General features: G+C 60.4%; 10 protein-coding genes. 5 read left to right on the plus strand and 5 right to left on the minus strand.

Going from position 1 to position 13,272, the window contains the following annotated elements; all coding sequences use genetic code 11:
• Positions 1–525, minus strand: a 525-nt coding sequence (locus tag AC1DJT_RS25195; RefSeq protein ID WP_476835102.1) for a hypothetical protein, incomplete at its 3' end; no start/stop codon positions are given.
• A 222-nt stretch (positions 526–747) separates the two neighbouring features.
• Between AC1DJT_RS25195 and AC1DJT_RS25200 the strand changes: the two genes are divergently transcribed.
• From AC1DJT_RS25200 to fcl, 5 genes are all read left to right on the plus strand, one after another.
• Positions 748–1,839: a glycosyltransferase family 2 protein gene (locus tag AC1DJT_RS25200; RefSeq protein ID WP_476835103.1), complete on the plus strand. Its 1,092-nt coding sequence runs from the start codon at positions 748–750 to the stop codon at positions 1,837–1,839.
• A 32-nt stretch (positions 1,840–1,871) separates the two neighbouring features.
• Positions 1,872–4,268, plus strand: coding sequence for an ArnT family glycosyltransferase (locus AC1DJT_RS25205; protein WP_476835104.1), 2,397 nt, complete (start codon positions 1,872–1,874; stop codon positions 4,266–4,268).
• A complete protein-coding gene (locus tag AC1DJT_RS25210; RefSeq protein ID WP_476770820.1) occupies positions 4,268–6,007 on the plus strand; it encodes a glycosyltransferase in 1,740 nt (579 codons plus the stop codon). Before AC1DJT_RS25205 ends, AC1DJT_RS25210 begins: the two co-directional genes overlap by 1 nt.
• Before the next feature lie 123 nt (positions 6,008–6,130).
• Positions 6,131–7,204 (plus strand): GDP-mannose 4,6-dehydratase, encoded by a 1,074-nt coding sequence (gmd, locus tag AC1DJT_RS25215; protein WP_476835105.1) that lies wholly within the window; start codon positions 6,131–6,133, stop codon positions 7,202–7,204.
• Positions 7,205–7,269: 65 nt separating this feature from the next.
• Positions 7,270–8,238, plus strand: coding sequence for a GDP-L-fucose synthase (gene fcl / locus AC1DJT_RS25220; protein WP_476835106.1), 969 nt, complete (start codon positions 7,270–7,272; stop codon positions 8,236–8,238).
• A gap of 271 nt (positions 8,239–8,509) precedes the next feature.
• Here the strand turns inward: fcl and AC1DJT_RS25225 are convergent, their stop codons facing one another.
• The 4 genes from AC1DJT_RS25225 to AC1DJT_RS25240 form a co-directional block, all read right to left on the minus strand.
• Positions 8,510–9,535, minus strand: a complete 1,026-nt coding sequence (locus AC1DJT_RS25225) for an NAD-dependent epimerase (RefSeq protein ID WP_476835107.1) — start codon at positions 9,533–9,535, stop codon at positions 8,510–8,512.
• A 408-nt stretch (positions 9,536–9,943) separates the two neighbouring features.
• A complete protein-coding gene (locus tag AC1DJT_RS25230) occupies positions 9,944–10,642 on the minus strand; it encodes a class I SAM-dependent methyltransferase (protein ID WP_476835108.1) in 699 nt (232 codons plus the stop codon).
• A 445-nt stretch (positions 10,643–11,087) separates the two neighbouring features.
• The gene (locus AC1DJT_RS25235) at positions 11,088–11,972 is read right to left on the minus strand and encodes a hypothetical protein (protein WP_476835109.1); all 885 of its coding nucleotides are present in this window, start codon (positions 11,970–11,972) and stop codon (positions 11,088–11,090) included.
• Positions 11,947–13,272: MBOAT family O-acyltransferase (locus AC1DJT_RS25240; RefSeq protein WP_476835110.1), on the minus strand; the 1,326-nt coding region annotated here is incomplete at its 5' end. The genes AC1DJT_RS25235 and AC1DJT_RS25240, both read right to left, overlap by 26 nt.

Here is a 13,272-nt window from a genome sequence, read left to right on the forward strand (position 1 = left end):
GTTCTGCTCTATGCGCACTGCTCGCCCCCAGCCCGCATTCTGGTGCTTGACCAGGGCGGACACATGATGCCGCTTCTTCAAGCCGTCGGTTATGCCGTTCTTGGCCAAGGCGAGGATGCGGTCGACGTCGCGGCTTGCGTCGTGAGCGGACCATTGCCGCCCTCGGATCTCGGAGTTGCGCTTGGCGCGGTGGCGAAGAATGGCGTCCTTGTCTTTGGCAGGGGCGATATCACCGAGGACGAGCTTGCTCGACATGGATTTGCGCTCGCACCAATCTCGGCCTCCGGCGCTCTGGCGGTCGCGGTTAAGGGCCAGATCACTGCAATGCCCGCTGCCGTGCGGCCACCGCGTCCCGAGCCAGCGCTGTTGCAGGACGACTTGAGGTCGGCCCTGGGAGAACTCGAGAGTCGCATGGTCGAGCGGCTCGATCGTCTCTCCCTGCAGAGCACMCAGTTGGTCAACTCGCTCGATCGGCTGAGCTATGCCGTCAGCCTGAAGGGCAGGCTCGTCAGCCTGCTTCGCCACACCGGTACCCTCAACGCAGCGGCGTCCGTGCTTTCCCAGGTCCGAGCGGCCCGCGGCTCGTTCAGGCGGCGCCGCCCGGCTGTCATGGGGCCTGTCATGCAAATGGCTTCAGGGGCTGCGGTCTTCGGGCCGGTCGCCATCGCGTCCGCCGGGCAGGTGGCCAACGATATCGAAGCTGTATCGAACCAGAAGAAGATCGGCTCCATCCGACTGAAGCCTCCTGTGGCGCCGGCCGATGAGTCCAGCACTGCTCTCAGCCGACCAGAGGCTGACAGCCTGGCCGGTTGGCTCGCGCTGCACGCACCCGACGAGGCCTCCAATATCAAGACCTTCATGGTCGATCTCGACGATCGTGGCGTCGCCCTCAATCTGTTGCGCGGGCGACTTCTTCCCGAACAGGCGCTTTTGCTCGTCCGCAGGTCCGGCCAGGATCCGCTGCCGGCCGAACTGGGCCAGCCCGATGCGGTCGAAGGTCAGCTCGCATATTATCGCGCTGCGCCATCCGTGTTGCGCGCGCCATCCGACGAGGTCACGAAGGATGCAGAGCTGAACGGATTCAGCTGGCCCAAGATCTCGATGATCATGGTGAGCTTCAACCAGGCTGATTTTCTCGAGGAGGGAATCCGGTCTATCCTTGATCAGGGCTACCCGAACCTCGAGTTCATCTTGATCGATGGCGGGTCGACCGACGGAAGTGCCGAGATCATCGAGCGGTACCGTGATCGCCTTGACAAGGTCGTCATCGAACGTGACCGCGGGCAATCGGATGGCCTGAACAAGGGCTTCGACCGTGCGACGGGCGAGGTCCTGAGCTGGCTCAATAGCGACGACCTGCTGTTGCCGGGCGCCCTCGCCAAGGTGGGAAGGGCATTTCGACATTACGGCTCGGATATGGTCGTGGGCGGCTGCAAGCAGGTGCAGCAGAACGGTCGGGATGTCGTCGTCGCCCATCACAACCATCTACCCTTCGGTCAGAAGATCGCRCTGCCCCTGGAGGAGCTTCTGGATTTCGACAATCGTTGGCAGGGCGGAGCGTTCTTCTATCAGCCGGAGGTTTTCTTCAGCCGCGATCTCTGGCTCCGCAGCGGCGGCGGCCTGAGGCTCGATCTGTACTACGTCCTCGACTATGATCTTTGGATCCGGATGGCGGCAGCCGGCGCCACGGTGGCACATATCCCCGACTTCCTCGCTGCMAGCCGTATCCACGAACAGCAGAAGACGAAGTTCGGCGAGAATCCGTTTATCCCGGAGGCTCGGCGGTTGCTCGCCGAGTACTCCACGGGTGTTCACTGGACACGTCCGTCAGTGGCCTGATACGGACCACACGTCGTCCCGGAGCCCGGTTCATGCTACCTCTACTAGGCACTTTTCATATCGTGGCGCTCGCCGCCCTGACGACGTATGGTTTTCATACGCTACGGCTTCCGTTCACTACCACTGTGGTGGCGGTGTTCATCGCAATCTGGAGCAACCTTGTCGTAACGGGGCACATTCTGTCACTGTTTACGAAGCTAAATGTGACGTGGCTTTATGCTCTGACGTCGCTGTGGCTTTGTCTGCTGCTTTTTCTTGCATTGAGGTCTGCGAAGCCACGGGCGCCATTCCCGCGGACTGACGCTATTGGTTGGCTGTCTGTCCCGTTCGAGAAATGGTTGCTTGGCTTCCTATTGCTGACCGCAGGTATTTTTGCCGGTCTGACTCTGTTGGTTGCCGCTACGCATCTTGCCAATAATCCAGATACGGTAGTCTATCGATTCCCGCGCATATTCTGGTATCTTGCCAAAGGTTCTCTTGAGCATTTTGGTGTCGGCACTGACCCGCGAGTGCTATACTATCCTCTCAACGCCGTGCTGCTGTACTGGCCGCTCGCGCTCTACGAGTTTGGTCCTCTTTGGTTCAACCTGCCCACGGTCATCGCTTGGCTCATGACCGCCGTCGCCACTTATTCGTTCGCACGTCATTTCGGTGCTCCCCGGGTCTGGGCGGTCGCTGCGGCTTGGCTGATCGTGCTGACCCCAAATGTCTTGATTCAGGCGGTTTCGACGAATGACGAAATCCTGGCGGCTGTCGCGATGCTGGGAGGGCTGCTGTTTTTGTTCCGATGGAGTCGACAGGCCAGCTTGCTCGATCTTCTGTTGGGCTTTGCAGGTATCTGTTTGAGCGTTGGAACGAAGCTCCACGCTTACTTCTACTGGGTCTTTCTCATTGCCGTCCTGATTGCCGCTACCTGGCATTGGCGCAAAGTGTTTGCCGTCATGCGCCCGCTCTGGTCGTTCAAGGGCGCGGTGGTTGCGCTAATGTGCGTGACGCTTGCGGTTGTCATGGTCGCCAGCTTCATGATCCTCAATTTGCGCGCAACCGGGCAGATCACCGAGTTTAGTTTTGCGCGACAGGTGCTCAATACGCCATGGGATTGGGCCGTCAGCCTCCAGACCACGGTTCTATACTCGGCCCAGGTCATCCTTGCTCCCCTGCCTGATCTGCTGCCCACGAAGGCGCTGGGAGGAGGAAGGGAAACGCTTTATAGCAGCTTCAACGCTGCCATCGCTCCGCTGTTCGGTTGGGTGAACAACGGCCCTGCCTACATGTCGGTCGGGTATCGCTTCACAGGAGTGATAGGCGGAGTGGCGGTGTTGTTCAACGAACACACCGTTTATCTGGGATTTAGCTGGCTCGTCGCTCTGGTTGCTCTCGCCTGGCTGTTGACGCATCGGCGCGAGGCCCCTGCCTGGGGGCTGTGGGTTGCTCTGTCCATGTTCGCCTGGTTCGTGACGTGGGCGTCGATGACGAAGTACGTCGATGGCATTCCCGTCTATTTGTCCTATGCAGCCATCGTGGCATCGCCTGCCTGGGTTTTTGCCTTTGCACGTATTGGGTCGCGTTTTTGGTCGGCTGCGCGAAATTTTTCAATAACCATTGTAGGGGTGACGCATCTTATCACTGCCTGCAATATTATGGTTTATAATGCCTACCGATCTTCGCTGGCTGTCTTTGTACAAGGTGCGAGCTTCCCTCTTTCACCTGGATTAGCAATTGATAAGTCAGTAACGGATGAGATTGCTCAGGCTAAAGATGGCTTGACGCATTACTTGATAAATTGGGGCCAGCCGAATTGGCTTTTCATGGCCTTTAATCCACAAATTCGTAATTTCATCAGGCCGAACAACCTGACCAAGGATTTCATTGAGGCTCCCAATGCCGAAAGCAGGCTTATCGCGTACAATCGCGATATGCTTATGCCGCAGCCCGCGGACAGGACGCTTCACCTTTACCCGATCCGCCAGTTTCCGGTCTATGGTGATATCCCTATCCGGATCACCGACAAGGCCTCTCCCGGCCTAACGCTGATCGGCAGTCTGATGTTTGCCTTGGGGCCGGAATGGGTTTTCGCTGCTGGAAACGGTGTGGAGACACGACATCCGGAACGCAGCGGGTATGTCGTCATCAGCTTCAACGAGGTCAGCAATTTCGGGCATGACCAGAAGCCGGTTATCGACGTTAGCCCGCGCCTCTTCGGTGTCGATCAGAAGGATGATCTGAGTTTTCGCTACATTATGAAAATCGACAGTGTTGAGACAGAGCGGACCGAATGGTCGCGTTTGCCGGCTGCACGCCTAAGTACTATCGGTTTCTCAGGCTCAAATGGAGTGATGACCATCCAAGTTAGGAATAATGGCCGGAACKGCGCGATTGATTCCGTCGATGTGCCCCTCCGCTCGATGGCGTCCCGGAGTTTGCCCTGATGAAGCGCAAGATCGTAGGATTCCTTCTGGCGACGATCGGGGAGAAGCGCACCTTCCGGCTGGCGGTGCTGCTGCGGCGGATGAGTTACCGACTTGGCCTCTCCCGCCTCTCTGTTGCCAGGATCGATGACGCCGGGTCGGCCCCGGCGATCGGCTTGGGCCCCTGCACTCTACCGGTCGCCTTCGCCCTCGCCAGGGTGCTACCGGGGCATCTCACGGCCGAAGATCTCGAACGCCTCTATGAGCTTGGTCGTGCCGGCAGATCGGTTTGCTGGGTTGGCAGCGCGCAGGAAAGCAGCCAGGCGGCAGTGATGCTGCATGGCGGTGGCGCGACGCATGTGGCCTTCGGCCTCCCCGCATCGATGAATAGGACCGACCTGATCGTCCTGCAGAAGGATGCAACTCTTCCTCGGCTGGTGCGGAAGGCGGCCGAAGAGGCTGGGGTACAGATTGTCGCGCTCAACGGACTCTCGGCGAATGGAGGTAATCTGCGCCATCTGAAAGGGCAGTTGTCGAGGCAGGGTCGTCTTCGCGTCGTGATTTTGAACGACGTCTGCTTCCAGTATGGCGCCGGAACGGCGACCCGGCGCCAGGCTCAGTCATTCCTGTTAGCGGGGTGGGACGTGGCGATCGTCTGCTGGCAGCCAGGGCACGACACCGGCTTTCCCCGTATCAGCCAAACGGTGCCTACTGGCCGTTGGTTAGGGGTGCATTCGCTCAGCGACGTGCACGCGGCGGCAGGGTTGTCCGACGAGGAGATCCGCGTGCGAGTCGTCGCTGAGGTCAAAGCGCTGAATCCGGACTTGGTGATCGCCGGCAATCTCCATGGTGCATCATGGCCGATCGATATCCTGCCTGCACTGCGAGACGAGGGGCTCTCGGTTGTCGCGTATATGCACGACCTGCATTGGGTGACAGGGCGTTGCGCCTACCCGGGCCCCTGTCGCGCTTATGTCGAGGGCGGTTGCCATGCGGACTGCCCTACGGCCGAGCAGTATCCCTCGATCCCGCGCAACGAGATAGCCCCGGCCTGGCGCCGCCGGGCCGACGTCTTCACGGGCCCTGACGCCATCCCGTTGATTGCGAACAGCGACTGGACGCGCGACATTGCGTTGTCCCGCTTTGGGGATGCGGTCAAAATCGAGACCGTCCATCTCGGCCTGGATCACGGTCTCTTCGCGCCAATCGACAAGGCTCTGGCCAAGCGGCTGTTGGGCGTCCCGGCAGAGCCTCCGATGGTGCTGCTGGGCTCCGTCAACGTGACGGAGGAGCGCAAGGGCGGTCCAGTTCTCGCCGAGCTGTTGAATTCCCTGAGCGCACGCGCCGATGTCGGGGTCATGGTGTTCGGCCACGGCTCAGACCGGCTCCCCTCCACCCGTGCGTTTGGTCTGGTTCGTGATGAGTACCTGATGGCGCTTGTCTATAACGCGGCCGATATCTTTGTGGGTACGGCCCGTGAGGAAGCCTTCGGGCAAACCGTTCTTGAGGCTGCGGCCTGCGGCCTGCCGGTCGTGGCTTTCAAAGCCGGAGGCATTGTTGAAGCAGCCGATGAGGGGCGGACGGCGATTCTACAGACGGAGTTCACGGCCCAGGCGATCGTCGAGGGGCTGGATCGGCTGATCAAGGACCCGGCCTTGCGCCATTCCATGGGCGCTGCCGGGCGGGAGCGCGTGGCGACCCAGTTCAGCCTCCAGGCGCAGGCCGACGCCTGGACGTCGGCCCTGCTTCGGATTTTTTGAACCTGCCGAAACGCTCTTATATGGCGGCGCTAGCGGCGAAAGAGATGTGACATTCCCGCTCTGTGTGTTTATAGCAATGCCATTCTTGAAAGCGTGACAGGCTCCTACTAGGTCTTAGAAAACATGTCTCAGAAAGTCGCTCTTATCACTGGCGCGCCGGGCCAAGACGGAGCCTATCTCTGTCAATTGTTGCTGGAAAAGGGCTATATTGTTCACGGTATTAAACGCCGCTCATCATCCTTCAATACTGCTCGCCTTGATGAGATTTATGTTGATCCGCACAATTCTGATGCGAGACTGTTTTTGCATTATGGGGATCTTACCGACTCGACAAACCTGATCCGGCTTGTCCAGGAGACCCGGCCGCACGAGATCTACAATCTCGCTGCCCAGAGCCATGTTCAGGTCAGCTTTGAGACCCCCGAATACACGGGCAATGCCGACGCGCTTGGCACGTTGCGACTGTTGGAGGCCATCCGTATCCTCGGCATGACGGAGACTGTGCGCTTTTATCAGGCGTCGACCTCCGAGCTCTACGGCAAGGTTCAGGAGACGCCGCAATCCGAGACGACGCCGTTCTATCCGCGTTCTCCCTACGCCGCCGCGAAGCTCTATGCCTACTGGATCACGGTGAACTACCGTGAGGCCTATGGCATGCATGCCTCAAACGGCATCCTGTTCAACCATGAGGGGCCGACGCGCGGCGAGACCTTCGTCACACGTAAGATCACCCGCGCTGTTGCGGGCATCCAGCTTGGGCTGCAAGATTGCATCTATCTCGGCAATCTCGACGCCAAGCGCGACTGGGGTCACGCTCGCGACTATGTCGAGGGCATGTGGATGATGCTGCAGCAGGACAAGCCCGACGATTACGTGTTGGCGACCGGCGAGATGCATTCCGTGCGCGAATTCGTCGAGATTGCCTTCGCCGAGGTCGGCAGGACAATCACCTGGAAGGGCGAAGGTGTCGAAGAAACCGGCATCGATGCCGACTCCGGGCAGGTATTGGTMAAGATCGACCCGCGCTACTTCCGCCCAACCGAGGTGGAGCTGCTGCTGGGCGATCCTAGCAAGGCGAAGCGCCAGCTCGGCTGGACGCACCGGACCGGATTCCGTGAGCTGGTGGCCGAGATGGTCGCGAGCGATCTCAGGGTGGTGGCGGGCGAACAGGGCCGCAATGATCGGTCGGCGCTCTGACGACTGGTCTCGCAAGCTAAGCGACGGCAATACAAGGAGCACGGTTGCATTGAAGCTCCGTGCTGATGAGGGATGCAGGCGTGTTTGATCTAACCGGAAAGCGTGTCTTCGTCGCTGGTCATCGCGGTATGGTCGGTTCGGCCATCGTGCGCCGCCTGCAGAACGAAAGTTGTGAGGTCTTGACCGCCTCGCGCTCCGAACTCGATCTGCGCCGCCAGGCCCAGGTCGAGGAGTGGTTTGCGGACAAGCGTCCAGACGTCGTTTTCCTCGCGGCGGCTACGGTCGGCGGCATCCTCGCCAATGATACGAGGCCTGCCGAGTTCATCTACGATAATCTCGCTATCCAGTCCTCCGTGATCGAGGCGTCCTATCGAACCGGTGTGAAGAAGCTCGAATTCCTCGGCTCCTCCTGCATCTATCCGAAGCTGGCGCCGCAGCCGATGTCGGAAGATTCCTTGCTTACAGGGCCGCTGGAAGACACCAACCAGTGGTATGCGATCGCCAAGATCGCTGGCATCAAGCAATGTCAGGCCTATCGTCGGCAGTACGGCTGCKATTTCGTCTCGGTGATGCCGACCAATCTCTATGGTCCGGGCGACAATTTCGATCTCGCCGGTAGCCACGTGATTCCCGCACTGATGCTGAAGGCGCACCGTGCGAAGTCGGCAGGCGACGCCACCCTGCCGGTCTGGGGCTCTGGTCATCCGCGGCGCGAATTCCTGCATGTCGACGACCTTGCCGATGGCGCAGTGCACGTCATGAAGCACTATTCAGGCGAGAGCCATCTCAACATAGGCACGGGCGCGGACATCACGATTGCTGCTCTCGCGCAGCTGATTGCCGATACTGTAGGGTTCAAAGGTGCCCTGTCGTTCGACGCGTCGAAGCCCGATGGTACGCCGCGCAAGCTGATGGACGTGTCGCGGCTGCAGAAGGTGGGCTGGACAGCCCAAGTCTCGCTAGAGGATGGACTGGCCGATCTCTATCACTGGTTCCTGAAGAGCTTCGAGGACGGCGCCCTGCGCGGCGCCTGAGGCAGAGGGCCAGCCTTCGCCGCCGCAGCAGAGCGCCCGCTTCACGCCGATCTCCTCGGCATGCTGCGCTTCGCGACGACCGAAGGTGCTGCTTGCGTGACCGCGGTCAACCCGATCGCTGTTGCGGAGTGAAGCTTCCCCGGGCGCGGTTGCCTTGAGCACTCTGTAGGTCATGTCCGGTCTGCCCGGCAGATTGCCGAACGGGAAATTTCCCCCGGAGCGGCGCAGCGGCTTCGGCATTCTGAGCGATCTGGGGCTGGGCCGGTCGGCGTCACCCGTGATAGGCGCGATACCAGTCGACGAAGCGCTGGATGCCAGTCTCGATCGCGGTTGAGGGACTGAAGCCGACGCGCGCTGCCAGCGCACTGACGTCGGCATAGGTCACGGGCACATCGCCGGGCTGCATCGGAAGATGGCGCTTGATCGCTTTCTTTCCGCAGGCGGCCTCGATCACGGCGATGAAGCGATCGAGCCGGATCGGCGTGTGATTGCCGATGTTGTAGATGCGATAAGGCGCCGCGGCAGTCGCAGGATCGGGCGAGGCCGGGTTGAAGTCGGGCGAGGGGATCGGCGCCTCTCCAGTCAGCCGGACGATCGCCTCGCTGACATCGTCGATATAGGTGAAATCCCGACTCATCCCGCTTTCGGCGTAGACGTCGATGGGACGGCCTTCGAGGATCGCCTTGGTGAACTTGAAATAGGCCATGTCCGGCCGCCCCCAGGGGCCGTAGACGGTAAAGAAGCGCAGGCCGGTGACCGGAACGCCATAAAGATGCGCATAGGAATGCGCCATCAGCTCATTGGCGCGCTTGGTCGCGGCATAGAGGGACACGGGGTGGTCGGCGCCATCATGCTCGCTGAACGGCACTTTGGCGTTGGCGCCATAGACCGAGCTTGAGGACGCATAGATCAGGTGCTGAACCGGATGGTGTCGACAGGCTTCCAGCACGGAGAGGAAGCCATCGAGATTAGCGCTGGCATAGGCGCGAGGATTGTCGAGTGAATAGCGAACGCCGGCCTGGGCGGCGAGATGGACCACGATGTCGGGGCGAAACCGTGCAAACCCCTCCTGGAAAGCATCATAGTTGGCAATGTCAATGCGCTCGAAGGAGAAGCCGTTGCGCGGCGTCAGGCGATCGAGCCGTGCCTGCTTCAGTGCGGGGTCGTAATAGGGATTGAGGTTGTCGATCCCGAGGACCTGGATCCCCTGTGCGAGCAGCGCTTCGGTAACGTGGAAGCCGACGAAGCCCGCAGCGCCCGTGAGGAGAACCCGTTGCGGTGATGAGCTGACCGTCACTGTCTGGGCCGCCAGGTCGTCATGAATGGTGCAGGAGGGCGCTGCGACGAGAATGCATATCTGATCCGGTATCGATTGATCATCGAAAGGGCAAGGCCTTCTTCCCGGAAAGGATAGGCGCCGTCGACGGGCTCTGGCAACGGTGGCAGCATCACCGACTGCGGCGGTGGTTCGGCTCATGGCACGCCACTGCGCCGGGAGATCGTGATCGCGCGGAAAGACGAGCCCCACTCAATTCAGAAGAACAACGTTACGCCCAAGCAGCTCCTGAATCGCCCAGCGTTCTCCCCTGGCCCGGTTGTCGACGAAGCGCTTGGAGACCGCCAGGTCGGTGCAGTCGTCGACGATGGCTCATGTCGAAATAGGAACGCGCGCTTCGGGAGCTTCCCGCTGGGCTCGCTCGTCCTGTCAGCTGAAGATCATGACATCCACGCTCAGCAGTCGTTGGATCACCCAGTTCTCCCCTTGCTGGCGGTTCTCCCGGAATGTGGCGACCACGGAAAGATCTGCACAGTCCTGAACAAAGCCCGCGGCCCCGGCGAAGTAGAACGCATGCTCGGCCCTTTGGCAGAGCATGGTTTTGTTTGCGATCTGGGCAAACGGGACGAGCGGGCAGTCCTTGGCCAGAAGGAACCGAAACGCGCCTTCCGAAACACCAATGGCGAATGGGTTGTAGATATCATCAGCCGCAACGATCCCMCTTCGGAGCATCACATTGGCGGCTAGCTGGAGATCGTGCAGCGCGCCTTCGGCAGTATGGTCGCCATCGACGCTGATGATCCGCGGAGGGGCGCCGATCATGGCAGATACTGCGGCTGCGTCGTAGTTGGCGGTGCTGCCCTTCCAGAGGGCCATGCGCTCCCGCGATCCGAAGAATTCCTCGGCGTGCTTCCAGGCGGTTTCAGGGTGGCAGAGCTCGAAGGTGTCGAAGCCTCCGACCCATTCGTCTTGCTTGAGACAGGCGTTCATCATCAGGCTGAGATACTTGCCATGATAAACGCCGTACTCAAGCGCCGGGCCGCGTATGCCGGTCTCTGCCTGCAGGCCCATCAGGTAAGTCGTGAAGTACGCGGCGTCTGGATGCAGCCACCCGACAACGCCGGGCAACCGACTCTCAATGAAGTGCCTGTCCGACGCCGTCAGGCGGGTTGCTCCGCTGGGGGGATTTCGGTGCTGCTGCCCAATTCCCGGCTCCTCGTCACTCAGTTGGTCCCGTAGCACCGGACCGAACTTTTCCTACAAAGCAGCCCCTCGTAGCCTTCAGGCGCCTTCATTTGCGCGGATCTGATCGTCCTGTTTGCGCTCGAGATCAATCATGCAGCGGCGAAGCGCGCTCCGCTTCGGCGATGCTTCGTAATGGCGCTAGTGCAATTGGCGGGATCGCAGTCCGGGATCTCGCGAGGCGAAACGACAATACCGTTTTACTCTGCGTTTTGCACCGCGCCTAGAGGAATCCATGTGCGACGCGACCTGATGATCGTGTCGGCCTGTCTCGGCCCAGCCGCTGCCATCTCGCCCACGCCGCGACAGCGCGCGGTGAGCGGGAGGCCGATCAAGCCTGCTTTAGCACGAGGTCGCAGGCGACCCGGCGCGCGCTCACGGGGGCAAGATGCAGGCCGTCCTCTGTGCGCAGCGGAGCGAGCGGGAAGCTGATGAGCTTGAAGTCCGGAAAGGCATCCTTGACCGCATCGCGGACCGCTGTCTGCCGGGGCGCGGCTGCGATGGCAGGGGCGACCGGCCATTCAATCAGGACGATCTCGATCCCACGCGCCTTCAGTCTCGAAATGGCCGCCTTCAGCTCTGCGAGCCTCTGCCCCAGATCTCCGGACACCGGCGCTGTCAGTTGCCGCTGCGTTTCCCGTGCCACGATATCTGGCGAGACGACATCGGCCACAGAGGGAGCGGGCAGCGCATCGCAAGCGCTTTCTAGGCTACGCGAGGCCACCGCGTTGTGTGCTGAGCCCCGCAACCGTCCAAAGCTGGATAGAAGCAGATTTATCGGCCGATACTCTAACCGCAGGCCCCTGATCCATTTGCGTAGCGCCAAGGGGATCGGGGTCGGGGCTTCAATCAGGAGCGCCTGGTCGAGCGGCTGGTCGAGAGTGTTGATTTCCACCAGGATCCGTGCCGGTCGCAGGCCAGCCTTCTCGACAAGCGCGAGCCCGGTCGCCGCGCCCTTGCCTCCGAGCGAGAGATTCATCCAATCGCCCGGCAGCCAATCGTCGGGGAGGCGCACCCCCAGGGAACTGCCGACGAGGATTGTCGATAGCATGCCTTCTCCAATCAGTGCGCGTTCGGCCCTGGCGAGATTGTAGGCATTCTGGTCGGGGTAGAGTGTCACGACCGGCCGCAGGAACTCGACGCCGAGCGCATAGGCGACCAGCAGTGAGGCGGCCGAGATGAGTACGACCCTAGAACTGGAAATAAATGAAGGCACTTGAGCTGCCGCTGTTCAGGATGATGGCGCCAAGAAGCAGGCCTTCTACGGCCATCTGGTGTTCAGGCGACCGGAAGCGCGATGTCGGAAGCAGATGATAGGCAACGACCGGCAAGCTATAGGCCACAATGACGAGGCATCGCAGGAGGCTAGGTCTGATATCCGTGTTCGTGAACATTGCCGAGACGTACTGCACCGCTTCCCCGAAATCAGGCAGCTTGAATAATAGCCAGCCTAGCGTGACGAAAGCGAAGACGGCGAAGACCCGCAGTAGCCCCAGCACTGGATTCCGGCTCGCAATCCATGCCGGTGCGGTACAGGCCCGCTCGATCGCCAATCCGGCGCCATGCCACAGGCCCCAGACCGCATAGCTCCAGGCTGCGCCATGCCAGAGCCCGCCCAGCCCCATGACGGCGATGAGATTGACATAGGCTCGAACCTTCCCATGCCGGTTGCCGCCGAGCGGAATGTAGAGATATTCGCGCAGAAAGCTCGAGAGCGAGATATGCCATCGGCGCCAGAATTCGGCTATGCTGTCCGCCAGATACGGGCGGTTGAAATTGACGGGCAGCCGATATCCCATCAGTGCGGCGATACCGATTGCGATACAGGAATAGCCGCAGAAATCAGCGAAGATCTGGACGGAATAACCGATCAGCAACGCCACAAGATCGACGCTCGAGAGATTCTGACAGGCCGGGCAACTGATGAAGGTGGTCTGCTGCGCCAGATTATCGGCGATGACAACCTTGAGAAAAAAGCCGACGACCACATTGTGGATCACTGTCCGCCAATCGATGTCCGAGAACCTCTTGCCTGCGATCTGAGGCATGAATTCGGCGGCCTTGACGATTGGCCCCGCGACAAGCTGCGGAAAGAAAATGATATACAGCAGGGTGTTGCGATAATGGCGGCCGAGCTTGAACGGATCGGCTTTCGGAACCTTTCCTCGCCAAGTATCGACCACGAGGGAAATACCATGAAATGTGTAGAAACTGATCCCGACGGGAAGCGGAAGCAGGATGAGCGTCTGTCCTATCGAGGGGGTTTGATCAAAATTTGCTCCGAGAGCCCCGGCAATAAGGTGATTGTACTTAAAGAAGCTTAGTATGGCCAGATTCGCCGTGACGCCGGCCGTTGCGCTCAGCCTGGGCATCGCGCCTTTCATGACCGCGTAGCTTGCAAGGCTGGTGATTGTTGCAGACAGAAGCAGGAGCGTCAGAAGAGCCGGCTGTTCCCAGGCATAGAAAAAAAGGCTCGCACACACGAGCCAGCTAACCTGCCATTGCCGCATTGCTGG

The sequence above is a fragment of the Allobosea sp. 05T422_2 genome (assembly GCF_056396265.1).

What these genes read in the sequence shown, in the direction of transcription:
- AC1DJT_RS25210 (WP_476770820.1), top strand. Translation starts at nt 4,268, where the DNA reads ATGAAGCGCAAGATCGTAGGATTCCTTCTGGCGACGATCGGGGAGAAG.